This window comes from Sphingomonas sp. PvP055, assembly GCF_040546365.1.
Classification (GTDB): domain Bacteria; phylum Pseudomonadota; class Alphaproteobacteria; order Sphingomonadales; family Sphingomonadaceae; genus Sphingomonas; species Sphingomonas echinoides_A.
Genome location: NZ_JBEPNS010000001.1, coordinates 490,771 through 516,002 on the forward strand (window position 1 = coordinate 490,771; position 25,232 = coordinate 516,002).

Below are 25,232 nucleotides of genomic sequence, written 5' to 3' on the forward strand. Positions count from 1 at the left end.
CCAGAAGCGGACGACGATGGTTCGAAGGGATAACGATGACGCGGCGCCTGGATCTGCACCCCGACCGATTGTTTCCCGCCGATCCGACGACGCGCACGATCGCGCGGACGCTCTACGCCGAAATCGCCGACCTGCCGATCGTCAGCCCGCATGGCCATACCGACGCGCGCTGGTTCGCGGACGACGCGCCGTGGACCGATGCGACCGGCCTGCTGCTCGCGCCCGACCACTATATCTTCCGGATGCTCTACAGCCAGGGAATCGCGCTCGACACGCTCGCGATCCCGAGCCGCGCCGGCGTTCCCGCGACCGATCCGCGCGCGGCGTGGCGCGTGTTCGCGGAGAACTATGCGCTGTTCCGCGGCACGCCGTCGCAATTGTGGCTCGATCACGTCTTTGCCGAAGTGTTCGGGTTCGACGTTGCGTTGGAGGGCGCCACCGCAGATCTGTATTTCGATACGATCGCCGAGAAACTCGCGACCCCCGCATTTCGCCCGCGCGCGTTGTTTGATCGCTTCGACATCGCGTTTCTCGCGACCACCGAGGGACCGCAGGACGATCTCGGCGCGCACCATCAGATCAAGGACTCGGGCTGGAACGGCCGGGTCGTCACCACTTATCGACCCGACGGCGTGATCGATGTCGAGCACGAGCAGTTTGCGCCCGCGATGAAGCGCTTCGCCGAGCTGACCGGGGAGGATGTCCATAGCTGGCAAGGCTATCTCGCGGCGCACCGCAAACGTCGCGCCGACTTCCGTGCAGCGGGGGCGACCGCGACCGATCACGGCCATGCGACCGCCGCCACCGCCAACCTGTCGGCGGTAGAGGCCGAGGCGCTGTTCGGCAAGATCGTCGGCGGCAGCTGGACCCCCGCCGACGCCGAGCTGTTCCGCGCGCAGATGCTGACCGAAATGGCGGCGATGTCGGTCGAGGACGGGATGGTGATGCAGATCCACCCCGGCAGCTTCCGCAACCACAATGCGGGCCTGTTCGCGAGCCACGGGCGCGACAAGGGCGCCGACATCCCGATGCGGACCGACTATGTCCACGCGCTCAAGCCGCTGCTCGACCGGTTCGGCACCTCGACCGAACTGTCGATCATCCTCTTCACGCTCGACGAGAGCGTCTATGCGCGCGAACTGGCCCCACTGGCCGGGCATTATCCGTGCCTCAAGCTCGGCCCGGCGTGGTGGTTCCACGACAGCCCGGAAGGGATGCGGCGCTTCCGCGAGATGACGACCGAGACCGCGGGCTTCTACAACACCGTCGGGTTCAACGACGATACGCGCGCGTTCCTGTCGATTCCGGCACGGCATGACGTCGCGCGGCGCGTGGATTGCGGCTTCCTGGCGCGGTTGGTGGCGGAACACCGGATTGCGGATTGGGAAGCGGCCGATCTCGCGCACGAACTGACCAGCGGACTGGTGCGAAGAGCGTATCGGATCGACGGGTAAGGGACGTGGCCGCGCGCGCGCTCGTCATTCCTGCGAAGGCGGGAATCCATTGTGCGGATGATACCCGGATCGCATAGCGGCGTGACGATGGATCCCCGCCGACGCGGGGATGACCGAGCGGCGTAGCGGACGGCGCACCAAGAACCGAATTTGAAGGACGACACGATGAAGATCCTGGCATTCGGCGAGATCATGCTGCGGCTGTCGCCGCCCGGGCGCGAACTGCTGATGCAGACCCCCAAGCTCGACGTATGGGTCGCCGGCGCCGAGGCGAACGTTGCGGGGGCGCTTGCGCGGCTCGGGCATGAGGTCGCCTTTGCGAGCGCGCTGCCCGACAATGATCTGGGGCGCGCGGCGATCGCGACACTGCGCGGCGCAGGGGTTGATACGCGGGGGATCCAGCTGCGCGGGGAGCGGATGGGGCTGTATTTCGCGACATCGGGCGCGGGGTTGCGCGCAACCGAGGTGATCTACGACCGTGCGTATTCTTCCTTCGCCGAGACACCGGGCGATGCGTGGGATTGGGACCGGCTGTTCGAGGATGTCGATTTGCTGCTGCTGTCGGGCATCACGCCGGCCCTCGGCCCCGTCCCGGCGGCAAGCGCGATTGCGGCGGCGGAAGCGGCGGTCGCACGCGGCGTGAAGATCGCCTTCGACGGCAATTGGCGCGGCAAATTGTGGGAGCGGTGGGACAGCGATCCGCGTGGCACGCTGATGCAACTGGTTGAGAAGGCAGACCTGTTGTTCGGCAACCACCGCGACATCGCGTTGCTGCTCGAGCGCGACTTCACCAGCGACGGCGAAGCCCGGCGGCGCGAAGCGGTCGAGGCAGCGTTCGCGGCGTTCCCGCGGTTGCAGACGATCGCGTCGACCGCGCGGCATGTTGAACATGTCGACCTGCATCGTCTGTCCGCACGGGTCGATACCCGCGCGACGACCGCGCAGACCGAGGAGGTGGTGCTCGCCGGGATCGTCGACCGGATCGGCGGGGGCGATGCGTTCGCGGCGGGCGTGCTTCATGTATTGCGCAGCGGCGGCGATCCTGCGGCGGCGGCGCGGACCGGGCTGGCGCTGGCGGCGCTCAAGCATTCGCTGCCGGGGGATGCGTGCCTGTTCCGTCAGGCCGATATCGACGCCTATCTCGCGGGCGGGCTGGACGTGCGGCGGTGACCGGTGACGCGCCGATCCGGGTCGGGCTGATCGGCTACGGATTGGCGGGCGCGTCGTTCCACGCGCCGCTGATCACCGCGCTCGATTCGTTCGCGCTGACCACCGTGATGACGTCGCGGGGCGATGCAGTTGCGCGAGCGCTCCCAGACGCGCGAGTCGTGGACGACGTGGCTTTGGTGCTGGACGACCCAGCGATCGACCTGATCGTGATCGCCGCACCCGATGCGCAGCATGCGCCGCTCGCGCGCGCGGCGCTTGAAGCGGGCAAGCAAGTCGTGGTCGACAAGCCGTTCGTCATCGATCGAGCCGACGGCGCGGCCCTCATCGCGCTGGCGGAGGCGCGCGGGTTGATGCTGTCGGTGTTCCACAACCGGCGCTGGGACGGCGACTTCCGGACGGTGCGCCGCTTGCTCGACGACGGCGTCCTTGGTGAGATCGCGCTCGCGGAGTTGCGGTGGGATCGGTTTCGTCCGGCGATCAAGCCCGGCTGGCGCGAGACGCCGGGGGCGGGGTTGCTTAACGATCTCGGTCCGCATCTGATCGACCAGGCGGTCCAGTTGTTCGGATCGCCGGAGGCGGTGACGGGCGATCTGGCGACCCAGCGTGACGGCGCTGCGGTCGAGGATTATTTCGAAGCGACGCTCCACTATGCCGCGCGCCGCGTGATCGTTTCGACCGCGTCGCTCGTGGCGGCACCGCGCCCGCGGTTCGCGCTCCATGGGACGAACGGGAGTTTCGTCAAATATGGGATCGATCCGCAGGAGGCGGTGCTGCGCGGCGGGGGGGCGCCCAGCGATCCGGGATATGGCGTGGATGCGGTGGCGGATCATGGGATGCTGACGCTCGCCGACGGCAGCACGCGCACCATGCCGAGCGCGCGAGGAGACTGGCGCTGTTATTACGAGCACATTGCCGCTGCGATCCGCACGGGTGCCGCGCTGCCGGTCAGCGCGCGCGATGCGCTCGACGTGATCGACCTGATCGCACGCATCCGCCAAAGCGCGGTCGAGCGACGGACGCTTTCGGCGGGGGAAACGTTTCACGCCGGGCGGACCTCGGCCTTTCGGCGGAGCTTGGAACTCTCCCCGCGCTTTTCGGGTTAACTCTGCTGTAGGGCGGCTCGTCGAAACATCGGAGGGCGCCCCGCTGGAGGAGCGTCGCGATGAACGGAACCATCTTCTTTCGAGCGGACCATGAACTGATTGGCCGAGTGCTTGCCGAGAAATTGCGGCGGCGCATGGAACGGTCCGATTTCCAGGACTGCGTCCGCGTCGTGCCTCCGCGCCCGGTGGCACCGTCGGACGCGACGCCGGGTTTCACCGACCGGACGCCCTTCGCGCGGTAACATTCCCTCGGCGGCGATGCTTCACGCCGCCGTCAGGCGCTGATGATCGATGTGCGGCAGGACGTGCCGCGCGAACAGATCCGCTTCCGCTGCGTGCGGATAGCCCGAGAGGATGAACGCCTCGATCCCCATGTCGCGATAGGCGTCGATCTTGGCGAGGACCTGATCGGGATCGCCGACGATCGCTGCGCCACAGCCAGAGCGCGCGCGGCCTACACCGGTCCACAGGTTCGCTTCGGCATAGCCATCGTCGGCGGCATTCTCGCGCAGGGCCGCCTGCGCCGCGACACCGGCGGAAGTCGAGTCGAGCGACTTGGCGCGGATCGCGGCCCCCTCGGCGGCGTCGAGCTTGGACAATAGCCGGTCGGCAGCAGTGCGTGCCTCGGACTCGGTGTCGCGGACGATGACGTGTGCGCGGTAGCCGAATTTAAGCGTGCGGCCGTAAACGGCGGCGCGCGTGGTCATGTCGGCGATGATCGCCGCGACGGTTTCCTGCCGGTCGGGCCACATCAGGAAGACGTCGGCCTCGCGCGCGGCGGCATCGCGGGCGTCGGGCGAGAGGCCGCCGAAATAGAGCAACGGGGCCTTGCCCGAGACGGTGCCGATCCGGGGCGGGTCTAGCTTCAGTTTCCAGAATTCGCCGTCATGGTCGAGCGGCTCGCCGTTGAGCATCGTCTTGAGGATCCGCATCAGCTCAACCGTGCGCGCATAGCGCGGGGCCGAACCGAGCGTTTCGCCGGGCATGTCGGACGAGATGATGTTGACCGTCAGCCGCCCGCCGAGCAGCCGGTCGATCGTCGCGATCTGGCGTGCGAGTTGCGGCGGCCAGCTTTCGCCGACGCGGACCGCCATCAGCAGCGCCATCCGCTTGAGCATCGGCGCGATCGCGGCGGCGAAGGCGGTGGTGTCGATCCCGAGCGCATAGCCCGAGGGGAGCAGGATGTTGTCGAACCCGCCGCTCTCTGCCTGGAGCACGATGTCGCGGCAATGCTCCCAGCTCGATTTGAGCTTGGCATCGGGGACGCCGAGGAACTCGTAATCGTCGTCGCACAGCGCGGAGAACCAGCTGACTTCGCAGGGAGGCCGGGCGCTCATGGCAGGCGTTCCCCGCGCGAGGCGATCAGCACGTCGTACCAGCTCTGCCGCGTGAAGCGGACCTTGTAGACGTCGGCGATCTCCGCGATGCGGGCAGCGTTCTGCGTCCCGACGATCGGGATCGCGCGGGCCGGATGCGCCATGATCCAGGCGTAGGCAGCGGCGGCGCGCGATACGCCAGCCTGTTCCGCAACGACGTCGAGCGCGGCAGCGACGGCTTTGGAGCGGTCATCCTCGGGCGACCCGATCCGTCCGCCGCCGAGCGGCGACCAGGCGAGGACCGCATGATCGCGTTCCATCGCGAGATCGAGCAGACCGTTCTCGATCGGGCCCAGTTCGAGCGGCGACAGTTCGGGCTGGAGACTCGCGAGCGGGATCGTCAGGAACGCTTCGAGCGCGCGGATCTGCGGGATCGTGAAGTTGGAAACGCCGATCGCGCGGACCTTGCCCGACGACACCATGTCCTCGAGCGCGCGCGCGACTTCCTGCGGGTGAGTCAGAATGTCGGGCCGGTGGATCTGGTAGAGATCGACGCTCTCGACCCCGAGTCGCGTCAGCGATGCGTCGAGCGCCTCGGTCAGATAGGCGGTGCTCTGGTCGTAGGGGAGCGGCGGGCGGATGCCGCCCTTGGTCGCGAGGATCATGCGGTCGCGCAAGGCGGAGTCCTCGGCGAACACCTTGCCGAGCAGCGTCTCGGCGTCGCCGAATCCGTCCACCCCGTTGAATCCATAGATGTCCGCGGTGTCGAACAGCGTCACGCCCGCCGCGAACGCCGCGTCGATCAGCGCGCGCCCTTCCGCCACGCTGGATTGGCCGAACCGCCACATCCCCCAGGCTATCGGGCTGACCAGCAATCCGCTCTTGCCGAGGGGACGCAATTCGGGTGTAAGGATGATCTCAGACATCGTTGTCATATAGAGGTGAACGCGTTGGTCGAGCAAGTGCGATACGGACTGGTCGGCACCGGGATGATGGGGGTGGAGCATATCACCAACCTCGCGATCACGCCGGGTGCGGTGGTGACCGCGCTCGCCGATCCGGCGGAAGGGTCGCTCGGCTGGGCGCGCGACGCGCTGGGCGAGCGGGCGGCTGCGGCGACCGCGTTCGATACGGTCGAGGCACTGGCGGCGAGCGGGCTGTGCGATGCGGTGATCGTCTCGAGTCCCAATTTCACGCATCGCAGCGTGCTCGAACCACTGTTCGACGCGGGCCTGCACATCCTGTGCGAGAAGCCGCTTGCGACGACGCTCGACGATTGCCGGTGGATCGTGGACCGCGCGGAACGCAGCGACCGCGTGTTCTGGACCGCGATGGAATATCGCTACATGCCGCCGGCTGCGGCATTCATCGAGGAGATCCGCAAGGGGGCGATCGGCCGGTTGCAGATGCTGTCGATCCGCGAGCATCGCTTCCCGTTCCTCGTCAAGGTCGCGGACTGGAACCGCTTCAACCGCAACACCGGCGGCACGATGGTCGAGAAATGCTGCCATTTCTTCGACCTGATGCGGCTGATCACGCAAAGCGAGGCGGTGCGGGTCTATTGCTCGGGCGCGATGGACGTGAACCATCTCGACGAAAGCTATGGCGGCGAGCGGCCCGACATCATCGACAACAGCTACACCACGGTGGATTTCGCGAACGGTGTCCGTGCGATGCTCGACCTGTCGATGTTCGCGGATGGCGCGGAAAACCAGGAGGAGATCACCGCGGTCGGCGACCAGGCGCGGCTCGACGTGCTGATCCCCGAGGGCGCGCTGGTCCATTCGCCGCGCGTAGGATTCCGTAATCCTAAGCAGGCGACGCGGCGTGTCGTCGAGGTCGATCAGGCCGCGCTCGATGCGGGGAGCCATCACGGATCGACCTTCTACGAGCATCAGCGGTTCAATGCCGCGGTGCGTGGTACCGGGCCGGTCGAGGTGACCGCACGCGACGGGATGCTCGCGGTCGCGATCGGCACCGCGGCGGAGATCAGCGCGCGCGAGAAGCGCGTGGTGGAGATGAAGGAACTGGGGTTCTGATACTTTAAGCCCACTCCCCCTCCCGTTCGTTTCGAGCGAAGTCGAACGGTCAGGACGCGACAAGCACAGCTTTACGCCGGGCAAGACTGACAGCGGTGTCCGGGACCGCAAAAGAGCAATACCCACCAAAGAAGTGGGATTACTGTACAGGGAGGGAATGATGATGACCAAGGGACGCTATCTGGCGGGGGCTGCAAGCTTCGCGCTGTTCGCCGCGACTCCGCTCTGGGCCCAGACCGCAGCACCCGCGCCCGCGCCGGTTGCTGAGCCGACCGCGCCGGTGCCGAATGCCCCCGACGAGGCACCCCCCGGCGACATCATCGTCACCGCGCAGAAACGCTCCGAACGGTTGCAGGACGTCCCCGTAGCGGTCAGCGTCATCTCGGGCGATGCGCTCGCGAGCCAGGGCAAGGTCAGCCTCGAGGGCGCGCAATACCTCGTTCCCACGCTCAACTTCCTCAAATCGGGGACGACGCTCAACCAGTCGCTGTTCCTGCGCGGGGTCGGCACGTCGACCTTCTCGATCGCGGGCGAGCCGTCGATCTCGACCGTGGTCGACGGCGTCGTGTTCGCGCGCGCGGGCGAGGCGTTCGGCGACCTCGTCGACGTCGACCAGATCGAAGTGCTGCGCGGGCCGCAGGGCACACTGTTCGGCAAGAACGCGAGCGCCGGCGTCATCAACATCATTTCCAAGAAACCGACGCAGACCTTCGGCGGCTATCTCGAGGCGGGGTTCTTCACCGACAGCGAATATCGCGGTCGCGCGGCGATCAACGTACCGCTGGGCGAGAGCGTGCGGTCTCGGCTGACCGGCTATTACACCAATTACGACGGCAACATCCGCAACACCGCGGTGAACAAGATCGTCAACGGGTTCGAACATTATGGCGGCCGGTTGCAAGTCGATGCGGATGCCGGGCCGAACGTCAAGCTCGCGTTCATCGCGGATTATCATCGCAACAACGACGATTGCTGCGGCGAAGTGATCGCCACCGGACCGATCAACACCGCGACCGGCGCGGTCGTCACCAACCCGTCGTCGGGCGTGCTGCCGACCCCGCGCGGCACCGACACGCGCTCGATCGCGCAGGATCTGATCACGCGGACCTGGGAGACCGGCTACGGCTTCTCGCTCCAGGCGGATCTGACCGCGGGGACGCAGACGGTCACCTCGATCACCGCCTATCGCAACTACAAGAACACCGAGATTCGCGACGGTGACTTCCTGCCGGGCGCCTATGTCGGGTTCAACCAGCTCCACGATTTCGGGCCGCAGACCGGTGACACGTTCAGCCAGGAACTGCGGCTGACCTCGCCGGGTGATCAGTTCCTGACCTATGTGCTGGGTGCCTATTATTCGCGCGCGGCGAGCGAGCGGATCTTCACGCGCAACGACGTGGTCTGCAACACCACGCCGGGGACGACCCCCAACCCGCTGGTGCCGTGCGGCAGCGCGGGTGCGCCGCGCACCACCTCGCCGAGCGGCACCGCCGATTTCGGGTCGGTGTTCAAGAACATGGCACTGTTCGGGCAGGGCACGATCAATCTGGCGGAGCGGTTCCGGCTTATCGGCGGCTTACGCTACACGATCGACCAGCTCGACGTGTTCCATTCGCGCGTGACCGCGCTCGCCGGACCGGGGATCAACCCGAACTTCGATCAGGGCGTGTTCAACGGCGGTCGGGGCGGGGGTATCTCCAATGGCATCCCGTTCCGCGCCAAGGCGACCAACGAGAATCTGTCGGGCAAGGCGGGCGTCCAGTTCGACATCAACCGCGGGTCGACCGCTTATGCGACCTTTGCGCGCGGCTATAAGGGGCCGGCGTTCAACGTCTTCTACAATCTGACCGCGACCGGCACCAACACGATCGCGCCCGAAACGTCGGATGCCTATGAACTGGGCCTCAAGAACACCTTCTTTGACGGCAAGCTGACGCTCAACCTCGCGGCTTATTATGCGAAATATCGCAATTTCCAGGCGAACAATCCGGATCTGGTCGCGGGCGTGGTGGTCACGCGCTTCACCAATGCGGGCGACGTGTCGACCCGCGGCGGCGAGCTTGATGCGACCTTCCGCCCGATCCGCGATCTGAGCTTCACCGGCGGCGTCGCGTACACCGACGCACATGTCGACCAGTTCAACGCGCCCCCGGGGGCGGCGGTGGTGCCGTCGGGAACGCCGCTGGGGTTTGCGCCCAAGTGGAAGGGCAATCTCAGCGCGGATTACCGCGTGCGGACTGGCGGGTTCGCGGATATCTTCCTGGGTGCGCAGGGGTCGTATCAGAGTAGCCAATTGTCGCTGTTCTCGGCGGATGCGGTGCAGCGGCGGCTGGGGACGATCGACGCGTACGGGCTGGTCAATCTGAGCGTTGGGCTGGCGACGCCGGACGATCGGTACAAGCTGACCTTCCAGGTGCGCAACCTGCTCGACCAGAGCTTTGCCGCGTCGATCATCAACGGCGGGCCGGGGCAGGCGTATCGCTACCAGATCCCGCGCGATGCGGACCGGTATTTCGGGGTGACCGGGCGGGTGACGTTCTGAGGGTTGGGCGGGCCTGCTCCCTCTAGCGGAGGCTTGCCACCCTACCGTTCGTCCTGAGTAGCAACCGAGTAGGCGAAGCCGTATCGAGGACGCGTATCGAAGGACCGTCACGCGCGGTAACCTGTCCTTCGATACGCGCCCTCGATACGCCCCGAAGAGGGGCTACTCGGTCGCTACTCAGGACGAACGGTGCGGGTGAGGTTGGGACGCGGTGGCGCGCCCAAAGTGCAGCCGGTCCCCCTCAATGCGCCACCACCAGCGCATCGCCACGCTCGCTCTCGTCGATCGGCACGATCCGCGGGATCAGCAGGTGGATCGCCAGCAACGCCGCCAGATACGAGCCCGCGCAGATCACCAGCGCGGGCGCATAGCCCCAGCCCTGCGCGAGGGCATAGGCCTGGAACTGGATCATCCCGATCGAACACAGGTTACCGCAGAACGCAGCGATCCCGATCCGGCTGCCGACCGAGCGCGCGGGCGTGATGTCGGTCACCACGCCGAAGACGTTGGTCGAAAACCCCTGATGCGCGAACAGCACCAAGCCCAGTAGCAATGCCGCGGACCACGGGCTCGATACGCTCTGGACGAACACCACCGGCAGCACGAGCAAGGCGTAGCCCAGCATCGTGACCTTGCGCGCGCGGTTGACGCTCCACCCCGCCGCCATCAGACGCGAGGGGAGGAACCCGCCGGTCAGCGCGCCGCATGCCGCCAGCACATAGACCAACGCTACCGGCAGTCCGAGCTTGCCCTGCTCCATCCCGAACAGCCGGTGGAACAGGTCGGGCAGCCACAGCAGCATGAAGAACCACACCTGATCCGACAGCACCTTGGCGATCGCGATCGCCAGAGTCCCGCGCGTCCACAGCACCTTGAGCCACGGCACGGGGGCAGGCGCGACCGCGTCGAGCGCGACCGGCTGGACGCGGATCGCAAACCATACGACGACCCACAGCACACCGAGGCCGCCCGCGACGAGAAACGCCGACTGCCAGCCATAAGCGAGCGCAAGTGCCGGAATGAACAGGGGTGTGACGATCGCGCCGATATTGGGCGCGGTGTTGCCGATCCCCAAAGCGATCTGGCGGTCCTTGTGGTTGAAATAGGTCGCCGCCGATTTGACCGCGGCGGGGGTGCCGACCGACTCCGCGATCCCGAGCAGGATGCGCGCGGCGAAGAAGGCGGGAACGGTCGTCGCAAAGGCATGCGCCATCCCGGCTAGGCTCCACACCAAGACGCCGAGCGCGAACCCGATCCGCAAGCCCACCCGGTCGAGGAACCAGCCGGTGCCGAGGAACGCGAACGCGGTCGCGACCTGGAAGGCGGTGCCCATATTGGCGTAATCCTGATCGGACCAGCGGAACTGCGCCTCCAGCGTGGGCTTGAGCAGCGCGAGGATCTGCCGGTCGACGTAATTGAGCATGACCGCGACGAACACCATCGCGACGATGATCCACCGGGCCGACCCGCCTCGCATTGCCATGAGCGCTCCCTCCTGTCTTTTTGTTGAGACAGCGGTGTCAGATATCGCGACGTTCGGCTAGACTCGTTCGCTGTCCGTCACCCCGCCCTTGTCCCGGGGTCCGCTGCGCCGCATGACGGCGCGGGGTGCTGTGTGCGGCACGGGGAACCCCGGGACAAGCCCGGGTGACGTAGAGGGTTGGAACGCACGATGGAGATCTCCCGCCAATCCCGTCCGCTTCCGATGGCGGCCGATCTCTACGGCGACCTGTATGGCGATGCCTCGTCGAGCCCCAAGCGCGACTGGCGCGGCTATCTGCCCGGGCTGGTGGTGGTGGTAATGGGGACGCTCGCCGCGGGGTTCCTGTCGGATCACTACGGCGTGCCGCTGACGCTGATGGCGTTGCTGATCGGGCTCGCGCTCAATTTCCTCAGCGCGGATTCGCGGCTGACGCCGGGGCTGGCGTTCGCGTCGCGCTCGTTGCTGCGCTGGGGGATCGTGCTGGTCGGGGTACGGATCACCTTCGGGCAGATCGTCGCGCTGGGGCCGGTCGCGTTGCTGTGTGTCGTCGGGATCGTCGTGCTGACGATGGCGGCGGGGGTGTTCGCGGCGCGGCGGTTCGGGTTCGATACTGCGTTCGGTTTGCTTGCTGGCGGGTCGGTCGCGATCTGCGGCGCGAGCGCGGCGATGGCGCTGGCGACGACGCTCGGCGAGAAGCGCACGACGCAGGCGCAATTGACGCTGGTGCTGGTCGGCATCTCGGCGATGAGCGCGTCGGCGATGATGCTGTACCCGCTGGTCGCGCACGCGCTCCAGATGAGCGACCTCAAGGCGGGGTTCCTGCTTGGTGCTGCGATCCACGATGTCGCGCAGGCGTTGGGCGCGGGCTATTCGTACAGCGACGGTGCGGGCGGGATCGCCGCGATCGTCAAGCTGACTCGCGTCGCGTTGCTCGCGCCGGTGCTGGCGGTGGTCGCGGTGGGGCTTTCGCGCTTCGATCCGAACGGCGGGACGGGCAAGGCCAAGGGGCCGGGGGTGCCGTGGTTCGTGGTCGGGTTCTTCGTGCTGGCGGGGATCAATTCGTTCGGGGTGATCCCGCCGATCGTCGCAACGGGCGCGGAAAAGGCGGCGGCGGCGATGCTGGCGGCGGCGGTGACCGCGACCGCGATCCGCTCGCCGCTCGCGCAATTGCTCGAGGCGGGGCCGAAGCCGTTGCTGGTGATTTTGATCGCTACGGTCGCGGCGTTTGCGCTCGCGCTGGGGGCGGCGGTTCTTCTGATCGGGTGAGGGGGCTGGTGCCCCATACCTCCGTCATGCTGAACTCGTTTTAGCATCCACCCCTCCGACTGGCCAGTCAGCCCGCGTAGCGCGGTGGACCCTGAAACGCGTTCAGGGTGACGGCGGTGAAATTGGCAACGGTTCAGCGCCTCCCCGCCACCACCCCGGTCGACTCCCGCGCCACCAGCTCGAACGGCAGCTCGCGCTGTTCCGCCGGAGCCTCCGCATCGACCGGTGCGAGCAGCAAGTCCGCCGCCTGATACGCCATCTGCCGCGTCGGCTGGCGGATCGTGGTGAGCGGGGGCCAGACGAACCCGGCCATCTCGGTATCGTCGAACCCCGCGACCGACAGCTGTTCTGGCACCTTCAGCCCGCGACGGTGCGCGGTGGTCAGCGCGCCCGCCGCCATGTCGTCGCTCGACGCGAAGATCGCGGTCGGCGGATCGGGCAGGTCGAGCAACATCGCCGCCGCCGCCGCGCCTGAGGCGAAGTCGTAGCTGCCCTCGCGCACTATTTCGGGATCGAACGCCACGCCCGCCGCTTCCAGCGCGCGGGTGTAGCCGCGCAGCCGCTGCGCGCTGGTCGCATAGCTAGGGTGCCCCGCGATGAAGCCGATCCGGCGATGCCCGAGCGACAGTAGATGCGTGGTCATCACCGCCGCCGCGGCCGCATTATCGATGAAGGTCGCAGGGCCGAGCGCGGGGTCGCTCCCCGGGGAGACCCGCACGAACCGCACTCCGCGCCTGGCGAGCAAGTCGAGCACGGCAGGGTTGTCCGACACCGGGGGAGTGAGGATCAGCCCGTCGACGTGCGTCGCATCGACCAGGCTTTCGAGCTCGTCGAGCAAGGTGGTCGCGTTGCGGTCATACGGCTGCGCGATCATCCGCACCCCGTCGAGCACGCAGCGGTCGCGGATGCCTGATTGCATCTCATAGACGTAATAAGGGCTGGGGTTGTCGCAGATCAGCGCGATCTGGAAGCTGCGCCGCCCGGCGAGCGAGCGTGCGGCGGTGCTCGGGCGGAACTTGAGCTCCGCCACCGCCGCCTGGACGCGCGCGCGGGTTTCCGCGCCGACATAGCGTTCGTTGTTGAGCACGCGCGAGACGGTCTTGATCGACACGCCCGACAGTCGCGACACATCCTTGATCGTTACGCGCAACCTTCATGCCCCCTGCGGCTGCCTCGCGCCGCCATCGGTTTGCCGCAGGGAGCCGGTGACGGCAACCGTCACGCCATGATATTGCGTCCGCGCGCGATGGTCGCGGTGTGGCCAACCCGGCCGGCGGGGGACTTCGCCTTGATCGTGTCGACCATGATCCAGTCGTTGCTGACGCTGGCTGGCGTCATGGTCATCGCCATATAGCCGCGGCGGCTGGTGTCGCACCATTTGAGCTCGGGGTTGGCCTTGACCAGCGCCGCCGCGATCACCTTGGGGTCGGTCTTGCTTGCGGATTCATAGCCGGGCGAGGTGACCGCATGGCCCGCGAACTCGACCCCGGCAGGCTTGCCGTCCTGCCTGAGATCATACGCCCAGGCATTGTGGCTGTCGCCCGACAGCACGACGAGGTTCGCGCCGAGCCCCTGCGCCTTGCGCAGGAAGCGTGCGCGCGCAGCGGGATAGCCGCCCCAATTGTCGTAATTGAACGGCAGCCCGACCTTGGCCGCCGCGACGCCGGAGAGCAGATAGCCGCGCGCGCGCTCGGGGGAATCGGGGGAGAGCCAGCTCATCGCTTCGGCGGGCATCACGGTCTGGCCCATGATCGTGCCGAAGCCGACGATCTGCCATTGCTGCCCCTGCCGCACCGATTGCGCCATCGCATGATTAAGCCAGCTTTCCTGCTGCGACCCCATCATCGTGACGGCGGGGTCCATCCAAACGCCGTCGCGGAACGCTTTCAGCGCGGTGGACGCGTCGCTCGACGCGAACAGCGGCGCGACATCGGGTTGCTTGGTGCGCGCGAGCAGCCGCGTCTCGGTGCGGAACAGCGTGGCGAGCGTGCCGATCTCATAGGATTTCCACGGCTCGTCCGAGACCGGCATCCATTCGCGATACGCCTGGATCGACGCGGCGCGGCGGGCATTCCAGTCGCCCTCGCCCGCCTGGTGGTTCTGCGCGCCGCCTTCCCAGCTGTCGTTGGCCGATTCATGATCGTCCCACTGGACGATCATCGGATGCTTGGCGTGGAGCGCCATCAGGTCGGGATCGCTGCGATAGCTACCGTACCGCAGCCGATAATCCGCGAGATGCAGCAGCTCGCCCGCGGGGAGCGGAACACGCCCCGCGACCTGGTCCTTCACCGCGGGATAATCGCCGGTCTCATATTCGTAGAAATAGTCGCCCAAGTGGATCGCCAGATCGACATCGTCGCGTGCGGCGGCGTGGGCATAGGCGTTGAAATAGCCGTACGGCATGTTCGAGCAGGAGAAGGTGACGGTGCGGAAGCGATCGACCGGGCCGACCGGGAGCGTCTTGGTCGTGCCGACGGGCGAGAAGCTGCCGTCGGGCGCGACGAAGCGGTAGTGATAGCGGGTGTTGGGCTTGAGGTTGTCGACCGTGATCTTCGCCGTGAAATCGCGCCACACGCCCGTGATCTGCGAACCGCCCGAGATGACGCGTGCAAAGTCCGGCGTTTCGGCGATTTCGGCGCGGAGTTCGGCGGTGTCGCCGGTTGCGGGAACGTAGCGTGTCCACAGCAGCATCGTGTCGCTGCCGGGCTCGCCGCTCGCGACCGAATGGGTGAAGCCGCGCGCCTGCGTGACATTGGGGCTCTGCGCGAAGCCCGGCACCGCGAACGCGCCAAGGCCGAGCGAGCCGGTGAGAAGGAGCGAGCGGCGGTCGATCTGAACGGTCATTGGGAGGCTCCTGCGGATACCGCGCTCCCTTGCCGCGCGGATATGGCGTGTTCGTGACAGTCCCGAAACTGCATGCTAGGCGCTCGCGCGATGGAGCCCATCGTTCCCGTGCGTATCGGTCTGCCCGTCCGGCTGCTGGCTTCTACGATCGTGCTGTTCGCGGTGCTCGCGCTGCTGCGCGGAATCGACCATGACGAGAGCCAATATGTCGCGGCGGCGCTGCTGAGCGCGCACGGCGATCTGCCGTACCGCGATTACGCCTATCTCCAGACACCGCTCCAGCCGTTGCTGTTCGCACCCGTGGCGTGGATCGCGGGGGCGCTGACGTGGCCAGTGTTGCGGCTGGCCAATGTGATGCTGGGGGTGGCGCTGGTCGGGTGCGTCTGGCGCGCGAGCCGCGAGGCGGGGGCGGGGGCGCGTGCCTCGCTATCGGTCGCAGCGTTGTTCGCGACGTGTGACGCCTTCCTGTTCAGCATCGCGACCGCGCGCAACGATGCCTTGCCCGCCGCGCTGCTCGGCGGCGCGTTGGTGCTGATCGTCCGCGCGGGCGCCGGGCGGGGCAGCACGACTGGCGCTGCAATCGTGGGGGCGCTGCTCGCGGGGGCGGCGGCGGCGAAGATTTCCTATGCCCTGCCGGCGGTTGGTTATGGGATGTATGCGCTGGTCGATCGGCGGCATCGGCCTCTTGCGGTTTTGGCGGGGGCGCTGCCGATCGTCGCATTGGTCGGCTGGACCTGGGTGCAGGCGCCCGCTGGTTTCGTGTTCGGCACGCTCACCTTTCCCGCGCGTGCGCCTGCGGAATATTACCGCGCTGCTCCGTGGAAGCTGTCGTGGTTGGCCAAGGTCGTCGATGTGCTCAAGTTCCTCGCACTCGGGCCGGCGTTGATCGCGCTGGTGGTTGCGGGGCGTGGGGGATGGCGGCGGTCGCCGGTCGTAGCCGTGGTCGCCGTGGCGGGGTTCGTCGCGGCGCTGCTGCCGTTTCCGACCTGGCGGCAATATCTGCTCCCGATGCTGCCGCCGCTATTCGTGCTGCTTGCGCTGGCATCGCAGCAGCGGCCGCCCGAGCGGTGGGTTCGGATTGCGGCGGTGGTGTTCGTCTGCGCCGGGATTGCGCCGACGCTTGCCGGACTGATCGCGGGCGGGGGCGGTGGAACGGGGCGGGTGCCGATGTTGGCCGCCCTGCGCGACGGGCGTGCGGTGCGGGACGCGCTCGACCGGGCGGGGGTTACGGGACCGGTTGCGACGCTGTCGCCGCAGTTCCTCGCCGCGACCGGGCGGTTGCCGGACGCGCGCTTTGCCACCGGGCCGTTCTATTTTCGCAGCCATGCGCTGGTCGCGCCGGGGGCGGAGGCGGGGTTGCACCTCGTTTCGGGGGATCGGTTGGATGCGTTGGCGACGCCTTCGTCGGGAAAGGGAGAAGGGGGCAGTATGCCGATGCCCGCCGCCATCCTCGTCGGCGGCGAGGCCAAGTGGAGCAGCGGCAACCCCGCGCTCGACGCCCGTCTCGAACACTGGGCGATCGCGCATGAGTATCGCGCGGTCCCGGTCGCCTCCCCGCGCTTTCGGCTCTACGTCAGGCTGCCCTGAGCAGCTTCCCCGCGCGCTTGGCGTCGACCAGCCCCTGGTAATAGTCCATCAGCTCGATCGTATGCTCGCGGTCGCTGCGCACCTTGGTCGCCGCGACCAGCGCCGCGCGCCGCAGCACGCGCTGGTCTCTCGCGAACAGCCGGTGGATCGCGCTCGCCGCGCTTTGCGCGTCGCGCGCGGTGTAGAATTCGGACGACCGCGAATCCGCGACTTCCATGCACCCGCCGGTGTCGGGGACGATCAGCGGCAACCCGCCCGCCATCGCCTCGGATGCGACCAGCCCGAACGGCTCCGCTTCCGACCCGTGGATCAGCGCGTCGCAACTCGCGACGATCCGCGCGAGCCGTTCGCGGTCATAGACCGGCCGGAACATGCGGATGTGCGGCGATCCGGCGATCCGCGCCTCGATCTTGGCGCTTTCGACTCCGGTGCCGAGCAGCATCAGCCCGACCGGAAGGTCCGACCCGGCGCGTTCGACCGCGTCGATCACCAGCCGCCAGCGTTTTTCGGGATGATGCCGCCCGAGCCCAAGCAGCAGATGCCCGGTCGGCGGCAGGCCGCATTGCGCCAGCAACGCCGCGCGCAGGCGCTCGTCGCGCAGGTCGGGAGAGAAATGCCCGCGCTCGATCCCCAGCGGCATCGACACGTCGATCCGTACGCCGCGATTCTTGAGCCGCTTCTCGAGCGCGGGGCCGTTGGTGACGACCGCGTCGAAATGCGTGAGGAAGCTGTCCATGTACCGGCTGTACCAGTCGAACGCGCGTTCGATCCGGTCCTGCGGCGCGAGCCCCTCGAACCAGCGCAGCGCATAGGCCGCCATATTGTCGTTGTGCATGAAGAACGCCTTGACCGCATTCCCCTGCCACTGGCCGACCACCCACGGCAGCCGCCACGGCGACGACGTCTCGACCACATCGGGCTGCAGCTGGTCGAGCAGCCGGAGCACCGGCGCACCGTCCCAGAAAATGCCGTAATTGGCGTCGAGCGGCAGATGCCCGGTCTGCACGGTGATCACGCGCCCGCCGCCGGGGCGTTCCTCGATGCTGGGAACTCGACCCGGCGCGATGACGATCAACTCATGCCCGAGATCGGACATGATCCCCATCTTGCGGTCGATATAGGTCCGCACGCCTCCCCCGGTTGGGGAGTAGAATTCGTTGACGTCGACGATCCGCATGCGATCAATCGCCTTGAATAGGGCCAAAACCACCTAGGCCGCGCAGATACTGAGCGTGAATGTCGACCGATACAACACCTTCGGGGACGACGATCCGTCCTTGCTCCACCTTCGGTCGCGACCGCCCGAGCTTGGCATTGCTGGGGAATCCCGCACCGTCCGACCAGAAGTTGAACTTGTTGCGGCCGTCGCGATTGTGCGTGAACAGCAGCGCATAGGGACCGGGGGTGGGCACGCGGATGCACAGCACGACCGGTCCCGCTGCAGGCGTCGGCAAGCGAACGCGCCGGAAGAACTTGCCTTCCTTGATCAGGTCGCGATCGTCCTTGAGGAAATCGGCCTCGGTCGCAGGATAGAGTTCGAGCTTGAGCTCGCCCGTGCGATCCTTCAGCCCGTCGACCGTCACGCGGATCGCGGGGCCACCGGTGGCGCACGCCGCTGCATCGCTGCCGATCGCCGCCTGCACCGCAAACGCCGGGGCTGCCGCGAACAATCCGCCCGCGAGAACCGTCGTCAACACCAGCCTCAGCACCATCGTCAGGACTTCCTAATCAGATCGACCAGCCCGAACAGCGCGACCAACGCGACGTGAACCAGCAGGGGCAGTGCCGCCGTCACCGCAATCAACACGGACAGTTGCGCGTCCTGCCCGATCAATAGGGTGGCGAAGGTGGCGAAAAGAAGGTCCTTGTTCGGCACAAGCGGCAAGCGGCCCACGATCATGCGCGCAGCCGACAGCAACAACCACATGCCCACGGACACGGTCGGCAAGCCATAATGCCAGGCGAACGCGGTCAGCACCGATCCCGCGATAAGTCGCAGGCAATGCACCCCGAAGATCCACCACAAGGTCCGCCGCGGCAACGAAAACACGCGTTTCGAGAAGATGAGGAAGGGGAGCGACATCGCAAACACCCCGACGACCGACCAGATCGCGGTGTGGAGCTGCGATTCGGTCATCAGTCCGACGCCAAGCGGCATCGCGAGCGCGATGATCGCAAGGGTCACCATATTGCCCGCGATGGCAGACAGAATGCTGACGTCCTTCACTGCCCCGAACGGGGCCGCAACCATCGAGGAGCGCTGTCGCGCCCAGGCATAGAAATACGCCTCCCCCGAATAATTGAGCACGTCGTTCGCGATCCGCTTCTTGGCGAGCGCGATGTATCCGGCGGCGGGGATACCCCACAGACGGCGGAAAATGACGAAATCGCCCGTAACCGGGGCGACGTACACCAGCGCGAAGAAGAGGTAGAACAACGGGTTGCGCGGCATGGCCGACCAGAGGTCGTCGACCCCCATCGCACGCAGCTTGAGGCCGAGCCAGACGATCATGAAGACGGTCGCGGCAGCCCCGAGATAGGCCGGCCAGCGGCGTTGTTTCCGGACCATCGGTTCGAGACCGGCGAGGTCGGGCGCTCCCGCGATCCCCGGGAGTGTCGGTATGGAGAGGGGGGCGGGGGTGTTTCCCGTCGTTGTCCCTGAGCCCGGCCCGGTCGTAAATTTGTTCACGTGGCGAAATTGTCCGCTTGTACGCCGATCGGGGGATCAGGGCGATCTAAGGGCGCGCCATACTCCTAACCGTGCGGCGCGGCAAATCACGTGCGACGGTCCCATTCCTTTGTACGACGCATGCCTGTCCTGAATTAATGCGGATCGGGCGGGACACATTTGCGACAACGATGTGTTTAAAACGTCGCGACATGCTGTTTCCCCCCTTACCTGCCTCCCATATCCTGACCTTTGCGCAGACTCTCGATGGAGGTGGCGTCGAGAAGACGTTGCTGCGTCTTGCAGGGGAATGGGTCGCGACTGGGCGTCGCGTGACAGTGATCGTTGGGGACGTTGCAGGGCCGCTGATGCGGGACGTGCCCGAGGGCGTCGACCTTCTGAAAGTTGGTACGAAGACGATGGTCGGCATGTCCGCGATCGCGCGGCTGACTGCGGAGATCGACCCGGACGTGCTGTTTTGTCCCGGCAATCATTATACCGCGCTGGCCGCCTGGACACGATTGCGTTTGGGCGCGCACTGCCCGCCGATCGTCGCCAAGGTCTCGAACGCGCTCGTCCGGCGCGATCACAACGTGCCGCTTGCCGCGGGATATCGCGCATGGCTGAAATGGCACCCGCGCTTCGTGGACCATCTCGTTGCGATGAGCCCCGCCATGGCGGACGAGGCGAGCGTGATGATGGGCATCGCGCGCGACCAGATCAGCGTCATCCCCAATCCCCCGCCGCGTGCCGGATCCCCCTGTGCGCCCCACACCCTACCGGCGGGACGGTTCGTACTTGGCGTTGGACGGCTGGCGCCGCAGAAGCGGTGGGACCGGTTGATCGATGCCTTTGCCGATATCGACCATCGTGACGTCTCGCTGATGATCCTCGGCGAGGGCAGCGAGCGGGCGACGATCGAGGCAAGGATCGCGGCGCAGGGACTCGACCGTCGGGTCGTCTTGCCCGGCCATGTCGAAGATCCCCTTCCCGCGATCACCCAGGCGACTGCGCTGGCATTGGTTTCGGATTTCGAAGGCGTACCCGGGGTTCTACGCGAATCGCTCGCGGTCGGTACGCCGGTGATCGCTACTGATTCGAGCGTAGCGGTCCGCGAGATCGTGACCAGCCCGGCGGTGGGCAGCGTCGTGGTGCCGGGCGATGCCGCCGGTCTGGTGGCGGCGCTGGATCATTGGCTGGAACCGGGGCGGTCGCGGCCACAACCGATCCCACAGCCTGGGCGCAATGCCGCTGCCGCCTATCTCGATCTGTTCGATCAGGCCGTGCTGGAACGTCGTTTCAAACGGGGGCTCAGGCGGGCGGTCTGACCCGGTCGGGGTGGGCGGCGGCGATCTCCGGGACGGCCGATGCAGCTGCGTCTGCAGCGGTCAGGCGGGGAAAACGGTCCAGCGGAACGCCGAAACGCCGCGCATTGTACATTTGTGGGACGAGGCAGGCGTCGGCAAGGTTGGGTGCCATGCCACCAAGGAACGGTCCCGGGCTACTCGTTGTCATTACCTCCAAGGCGTCGAGGCCTGTCACCACCCAATGCCGATACCAATCTTCGCGCGCGGCCTGGTCTGCCCCGAACTGTTCGGTCAACCGGTTCAGCACGCGCAAATTGTCGATCGGGTGGATATCCGCGACGATCGTCAGCGCCTGCGCGCGGACATTCGCCCCCGCTAGCGGATCGACCGGTATCATGGCCGGGTTCGGGTAAGCAGTGTCGAGATACTCGATGATCGCAAGGCTTTGCGTCAACACCGTCGCACCGAGATCGAGCGCCGGAACCAGCCCTTGCGGATTGCGCGAGAGATAGTCCGGCGTTCGCTGCGCTTCCCTCGTGAGGTCGATCGGGACGGAATCATAGGCGACACGTTTGAGATTCAGTACGATCCTGACACGATACGCCGCCGACGAGCGCCAGTAATCGTACAGGACCGGGATCATGCCGCGTCGGTTTCCTCTTCCGCTTCGGAGCTACGCTCGAGCGCAACCTTGATCATCGCGGTCAGCGGGTCGGCGAGCGTCAGCCCGAGCAGCCCGAACAACGTACCAGCGAGGATCTGCGAAGACAGCGTGAGCGCGGGCGGCAAGTCGACCGTCTTCTTGGCAACCATCGGGATGATGACATATCCGTCGAGCGTCTGGATGAAGACGTAGATACAGATCGCCCACAGGCCGGTGTCCGATCCCGCGCTGAACCCGACCGCGACCATCAGGATGCCGCTGACGATCGCGCCGAGGTTGGGGATGAAGGCAAGTAGGCCGGTCAGGATCCCGAGCACCAGCGCCATCGGGACCCCGGCGAACGCCAATGCGATGCCGGTCATCGCGCCTTCCAGCGCCATGCCGAACAGGCGGCCAGCGAGCAGCCGGCGCATCGTCGTCGCCATCTGCTCGATCGTACCGGCGAAGCGCGGGCGCATGTCGCGCGGGACCATCCATTCGAGCCCGCGACCATAGAGACGTGGCTCGATCGCCACGAACAACCCGATCACCAGCACCATCACTAGGCTGGCCAGCGCGCCAAAGACGATTCCAAGATAGCCGGTGAGCTTTCCGAACGAGCCGAGCGCCTGTTGCACCATGCCGTTGATATCGGCCTGTTGCGGCATGATCCCCTTCTCGGTCGCCCAATTGGACAGCCGTGTCGCCTGGGTGATGAGCGTCTGCTGGAGCTGCGCGAACTGCGCGGTGACCTGGACGCCGGTCAGCCAGACGAGGCCGATGAGGAACAGGACCGTCAGCAACACGACGATCAGCAGCCGCCATGACCGACCGATTGGCAACACGCGCCCGAGCAGCCGGACGCCGCCGTCCAGCATCGAGGCGAAGACCAGCCCGCCGAAGATGATCAGTAACGGATGAACCAAAAGGACCAGCAGTGCGATCGCGCAGGCAAGGCCGAGCCACACCGTGGCGCGCGTCAATTCCTTGCGAACGAACGGGTCGCGCAGTTCGTTTGGCGCAGGCTCCGAGACCTGCGCCATATCGGATTTACTCATGTACTACGGCTCGCATGCAAGGAGGTGCCAGCGCGTCCGCCACGGAACGACTGACCCCAAGTCAGGGGATTCCAGGAACCAAGCCCAGTTTTCGAGAAAGTGATGAATTCCGCGCGGCCACCCAAATATTCCCACGGCACCGGTCCGCCGAGGCCCTGTTCAGACAAGGGGAACCGGCTGTCCGCGCTGCGATCGCGATTGTCACCCATCAGGAAAACGTGCTTCGCTGGGATCGTGATGGCGGGATAATTGTCACCCGGGTAGGTGCCGAGATCGACCGTGTCGTAATGCCGACCGTTGGGGAGCGTTTCGGTGACGATCGGCAGACGGCACACGCTCTTGCCGTCGGGCGCGGTGCCGAGCGCATCGTCATACTGGCTTGGATCGCAGGTCACGCCGGTTTCGGGCGCGGGCAGAGGGGCGTTGCCGTAGTTGCGAATGTCGACGTAATGGAGCGGGCCACGCTTTACCGGCACGCCGTTCAGGATGACGGTGCCGTCACGGACTTCGAGCCGGTCGCCAGGAAGCCCGATCAGTCGCTTGATATAGTCGGTCTTCGTCCCCGGCGGCGTGACGATCACGACGTCGCCACGCTCGGGCAGATGGCCGAACAACCGGCCGGGAATGAATGGCAGGAGGTGAAACGTCGGCGAGACGAACGAGAAACCGTACGGGAATTTGCTCACCACCAGCTGGTCGCCGACCAGGAGCCCTGGGAGCATCGATTCCGACGGAATGTAAAAGGGCTTGGCGATGAAGCTGTGGAAGCCGAGAACCGCGAGGATCAACCAGAAGATGCCGCGAATCTCCGACGCCCAGTCGGTGCCGGGTTTCTTGGTTTGCTTGCCGCCGGGGGTGGCGGGGGCATTCCCGGCGTCGACGCGCGCCTTGGTCTCGTCTGCGCTCAGGGCCAGCTCCTCGCTCATGTCTCGTCCCTCGGAACCGCTTCGATGATCACGAACGCTTGCGCCCAGGGATGATCGTCGGTCATCGTCAAATGTAGTCGCGCGACGTGGCCGTCGGGCGTCAACGCGTCAAGCCTCGCCTTTGCGCCGCCCTGCAAGTGCAAGGTGGGCGCGCCGGAAGGTGCGTTGACGACGCCAATATCCTTCATGAACACCCCGCGCTTGAACCCGGTTCCGACCGCCTTTGAAAAGGCTTCCTTGGCGGCGAAACGCTTGGCGAGCGTGCCTGCCTTGGTGAACGGGCGGGCAGCGCCCTTGGCCCGTTCGACGTCAGTAAAGACGCGGTGTTCGAAGCGGTCGCCGAAGCGGTCGAGCGATGCCTGGATCCGCTCGATGTTGCACAGGTCCGAGCCTAGACCGATGATCATCGCATAGCCGCGCGCATCATCGGGCCGCGTCCATTGCCGCGCGCATCGCGCGGACCGCATCGTCCAACCCGACGAAGATCGCGTCGGCGATCAGGCTGTGGCCGATGTTGAGCTCGCGGATTTGCGGAATCGCAGCGATCGGGGCGACATTGGCGAGCGTCAGGCCGTGGCCGGCATGGACTTCGATCTCGTTCTTGACCGCCAGCGCAGCGGCATCGGCGATACGGCGGAGTTCTTCGGCCTGCGCCTCGCCCTCCAGCTCGCAATAGCGCCCGGTATGGAGTTCGACGACCGGCGCGCCGAGCCGGAGTGCCGCGTCAATCTGGGCGGCGCTGGGTTCGACGAACAGCGAGACGCGGATCCCGGCCGCAGTCAGTTGCGCGACCAACGGCGCCAGCGTGGCGAACTGCCCTGCCGCGTCGAGCCCGCCCTCGGTGGTGCGTTCCTCGCGCTTTTCGGGGACGATGCACGCGGCATGTGGCCGGTGGCGCAGCGCAATCGCGAGCATCTCGTCGGTCGCCGCCATCTCGAGATTGAGCGGGATCGTCAATTCGGATGAGAGGCGCGCGATGTCGTCGTCGGTGATGTGCCGACGGTCTTCTCGCAAGTGCGCAGTGATGCCGTCAGCCCCCGATTCGGCAGCGAGCAGCGCCGCGCGCACCGGATCGGGATAGCCCGACCCGCGCGCGTTGCGCACGGTCGCGACGTGATCGATATTGACTCCCAGGCGGAGCGGCGGGGTCATGCCGCGCGGCTGCCGGGCTTGATTGCGGGGATCGCCGCAAGCTCGGGCGGGAGCGCGTCGGCGCTGTAGGTCGGCACGTCGAGCCGGATCAGCGGATAGAAAGGAACGCCGAGATCGGCGGTGCCGTTCGAGCGGTCGACCAGCGCGCCCGCCGCCACCGTCTCGCCGCCCGCGCGCGTTATCGCGGCGATCGCTTCACGCGAGGATAGGCCGGTGGTGACGACGTCTTCCATCATGAAGACCTTCGTGCCCGGCTCCAGCCGGAAGCCGCGGCGCAGTTCGAACGTGCCGTCCGGGCGTTCGAGGAACATCGCGGGGACGCCGAGCGCGCGACCCATCTCGTGCCCGGCGATCACTCCGCCCATCGCAGGCGAAACTACGGCGGCGATGTCGGCACGGATGTCCGCCGGCAGTCGCGCGACGAGCGCTTCCGCGAGCCGCGCGCCGCGTGCCGGGTCCATCAGAACGCGCGCGCATTGCAGGTAGCGCGACGACCGCAGCCCGGACGACAGGATGAAATGTCCCTCCAGCAACGCCTCGGCAGCACGGAATTCGGCGAGAACATCGTCTTCGGTCATGAGATGCGGTCCAGTGATTGCGCCCGTGATATACTCGGGATTTGGGGCCTGATTACGGGCGCGGACAGACGGACGCAACGATCGCGCCATAAAAAG

General features: G+C 66.7%; 23 protein-coding genes. 9 read left to right on the top strand and 14 right to left on the bottom strand.

Features of this window, described 5'->3' with window-relative positions:
* Window positions 1–35 precede the first annotated feature (35 nt).
* The 4 genes from uxaC to ABIC16_RS02470 all read left to right on the top strand — a co-directional run bounded on the left by uxaC (window position 36) and on the right by ABIC16_RS02470 (window position 3,969).
* A complete protein-coding gene (gene uxaC / locus ABIC16_RS02455; RefSeq protein WP_354289914.1) occupies window positions 36–1,454 on the top strand; it encodes a glucuronate isomerase in 1,419 nt (472 codons plus the stop codon).
* A gap of 165 nt (window positions 1,455–1,619) precedes the next feature.
* Entirely contained in the window at window positions 1,620–2,624 is a 1,005-nt protein-coding gene (locus ABIC16_RS02460) for a sugar kinase (protein ID WP_354289915.1), read from the top strand.
* Window positions 2,621–3,727: an oxidoreductase gene (locus ABIC16_RS02465; protein WP_354289916.1), complete on the top strand. Its 1,107-nt coding sequence runs from the start codon at window positions 2,621–2,623 to the stop codon at window positions 3,725–3,727. Before ABIC16_RS02460 ends, ABIC16_RS02465 begins: the two co-directional genes overlap by 4 nt.
* A 59-nt stretch (window positions 3,728–3,786) precedes the next feature.
* Complete coding sequence (locus ABIC16_RS02470) at window positions 3,787–3,969, top strand: hypothetical protein (protein ID WP_354289917.1); 183 nt, start codon at window positions 3,787–3,789, stop codon at window positions 3,967–3,969.
* A 21-nt stretch (window positions 3,970–3,990) separates the two neighbouring features.
* On the opposite strand, the gene ABIC16_RS02475 is transcribed toward ABIC16_RS02470, so the two are convergent.
* On the bottom strand, window positions 3,991–5,064 hold the full coding sequence (locus ABIC16_RS02475; RefSeq protein WP_354289918.1) for an LLM class flavin-dependent oxidoreductase: 1,074 nt from the start codon (window positions 5,062–5,064) through the stop codon (window positions 3,991–3,993).
* A complete protein-coding gene (locus tag ABIC16_RS02480) occupies window positions 5,061–5,969 on the bottom strand; it encodes an aldo/keto reductase (protein ID WP_354289919.1) in 909 nt (302 codons plus the stop codon). The genes ABIC16_RS02475 and ABIC16_RS02480 overlap by 4 nt, the downstream gene beginning before the upstream one ends.
* Before the next feature lie 36 nt (window positions 5,970–6,005).
* Here ABIC16_RS02480 and ABIC16_RS02485 point away from each other — a divergent pair, with 36 nt between their 5' ends.
* The gene (locus tag ABIC16_RS02485) at window positions 6,006–7,082 is read left to right on the top strand and encodes a Gfo/Idh/MocA family protein (RefSeq protein ID WP_354292239.1); all 1,077 of its coding nucleotides are present in this window, start codon (window positions 6,006–6,008) and stop codon (window positions 7,080–7,082) included.
* Between the two features lie 157 nt (window positions 7,083–7,239).
* Entirely contained in the window at window positions 7,240–9,624 is a 2,385-nt protein-coding gene (locus ABIC16_RS02490) for a TonB-dependent receptor (protein ID WP_354289920.1), read from the top strand.
* Between the two features lie 241 nt (window positions 9,625–9,865).
* Here ABIC16_RS02490 and ABIC16_RS02495 read toward each other — a convergent pair whose 3' ends face one another.
* A complete protein-coding gene (locus ABIC16_RS02495) occupies window positions 9,866–11,107 on the bottom strand; it encodes an MFS transporter (RefSeq protein ID WP_354289921.1) in 1,242 nt (413 codons plus the stop codon).
* A gap of 222 nt (window positions 11,108–11,329) precedes the next feature.
* On the opposite strand from ABIC16_RS02495, the gene ABIC16_RS02500 reads away from it, so the two are divergent.
* Window positions 11,330–12,373 carry a YeiH family protein gene (locus ABIC16_RS02500; RefSeq protein ID WP_354292240.1) on the top strand — a complete coding sequence of 348 codons (1,044 nt, stop codon included), beginning with the start codon at window positions 11,330–11,332 and terminating at the stop codon, window positions 12,371–12,373.
* A 133-nt stretch (window positions 12,374–12,506) separates the two neighbouring features.
* Here ABIC16_RS02500 and ABIC16_RS02505 read toward each other — a convergent pair whose 3' ends face one another.
* Window positions 12,507–13,523: a LacI family DNA-binding transcriptional regulator gene (locus ABIC16_RS02505; protein WP_354289922.1), complete on the bottom strand. Its 1,017-nt coding sequence runs from the start codon at window positions 13,521–13,523 to the stop codon at window positions 12,507–12,509.
* Between the two features lie 68 nt (window positions 13,524–13,591).
* On the bottom strand, window positions 13,592–15,217 hold the full coding sequence (locus ABIC16_RS02510) for an alkaline phosphatase D family protein (RefSeq protein WP_354289923.1): 1,626 nt from the start codon (window positions 15,215–15,217) through the stop codon (window positions 13,592–13,594).
* A 108-nt stretch (window positions 15,218–15,325) separates the two neighbouring features.
* On the opposite strand from ABIC16_RS02510, the gene ABIC16_RS02515 reads away from it, so the two are divergent.
* A complete protein-coding gene (locus ABIC16_RS02515) occupies window positions 15,326–16,804 on the top strand; it encodes a DUF2029 domain-containing protein (RefSeq protein WP_354289924.1) in 1,479 nt (492 codons plus the stop codon).
* On the opposite strand, the gene ABIC16_RS02520 is transcribed toward ABIC16_RS02515, so the two are convergent.
* Genes ABIC16_RS02520 through ABIC16_RS02530 form a run of 3 tightly spaced genes read right to left on the bottom strand, consistent with a single transcriptional unit; the run spans window position 16,791 to window position 19,493 of the window.
* On the bottom strand, window positions 16,791–17,981 hold the full coding sequence (locus ABIC16_RS02520) for a glycosyltransferase (RefSeq protein WP_354289925.1): 1,191 nt from the start codon (window positions 17,979–17,981) through the stop codon (window positions 16,791–16,793). The two genes, ABIC16_RS02515 and ABIC16_RS02520, sit on opposite strands and share 14 nt — an antisense overlap.
* A 4-nt stretch (window positions 17,982–17,985) precedes the next feature.
* Window positions 17,986–18,522, bottom strand: a complete 537-nt coding sequence (locus ABIC16_RS02525; RefSeq protein WP_277970563.1) for a DUF2141 domain-containing protein — start codon at window positions 18,520–18,522, stop codon at window positions 17,986–17,988.
* The gene (locus ABIC16_RS02530) at window positions 18,519–19,493 is read right to left on the bottom strand and encodes a hypothetical protein (RefSeq protein WP_277970556.1); all 975 of its coding nucleotides are present in this window, start codon (window positions 19,491–19,493) and stop codon (window positions 18,519–18,521) included. The genes ABIC16_RS02525 and ABIC16_RS02530 overlap by 4 nt, the downstream gene beginning before the upstream one ends.
* A gap of 170 nt (window positions 19,494–19,663) precedes the next feature.
* On the opposite strand from ABIC16_RS02530, the gene ABIC16_RS02535 reads away from it, so the two are divergent.
* On the top strand, window positions 19,664–20,800 hold the full coding sequence (locus ABIC16_RS02535; protein ID WP_354289926.1) for a glycosyltransferase: 1,137 nt from the start codon (window positions 19,664–19,666) through the stop codon (window positions 20,798–20,800).
* Here ABIC16_RS02535 and maiA read toward each other — a convergent pair.
* The 6 genes from maiA to pyrE are packed head-to-tail and all read right to left on the bottom strand — an operon-like array spanning window position 20,784 to window position 25,136.
* Window positions 20,784–21,422 (bottom strand): maleylacetoacetate isomerase, encoded by a 639-nt coding sequence (gene maiA, locus ABIC16_RS02540; protein ID WP_354289927.1) that lies wholly within the window; start codon window positions 21,420–21,422, stop codon window positions 20,784–20,786. The two genes, ABIC16_RS02535 and maiA, sit on opposite strands and share 17 nt — an antisense overlap.
* Window positions 21,419–22,480 carry an AI-2E family transporter gene (locus ABIC16_RS02545; RefSeq protein ID WP_277970553.1) on the bottom strand — a complete coding sequence of 354 codons (1,062 nt, stop codon included), beginning with the start codon at window positions 22,478–22,480 and terminating at the stop codon, window positions 21,419–21,421. Before ABIC16_RS02545 ends, maiA begins: the two co-directional genes overlap by 4 nt.
* The gene (gene lepB, locus ABIC16_RS02550; RefSeq protein WP_354289928.1) at window positions 22,477–23,406 is read right to left on the bottom strand and encodes a signal peptidase I; all 930 of its coding nucleotides are present in this window, start codon (window positions 23,404–23,406) and stop codon (window positions 22,477–22,479) included. Before lepB ends, ABIC16_RS02545 begins: the two co-directional genes overlap by 4 nt.
* A complete protein-coding gene (acpS, locus tag ABIC16_RS02555; RefSeq protein WP_354289929.1) occupies window positions 23,403–23,813 on the bottom strand; it encodes a holo-ACP synthase in 411 nt (136 codons plus the stop codon). Before acpS ends, lepB begins: the two co-directional genes overlap by 4 nt.
* A 16-nt stretch (window positions 23,814–23,829) precedes the next feature.
* Window positions 23,830–24,558, bottom strand: coding sequence for a pyridoxine 5'-phosphate synthase (locus ABIC16_RS02560; protein WP_354289930.1), 729 nt, complete (start codon window positions 24,556–24,558; stop codon window positions 23,830–23,832).
* A complete protein-coding gene (pyrE, locus tag ABIC16_RS02565; protein ID WP_277970549.1) occupies window positions 24,555–25,136 on the bottom strand; it encodes an orotate phosphoribosyltransferase in 582 nt (193 codons plus the stop codon). The genes ABIC16_RS02560 and pyrE overlap by 4 nt, the downstream gene beginning before the upstream one ends.
* Window positions 25,137–25,232 lie beyond the last annotated feature (96 nt).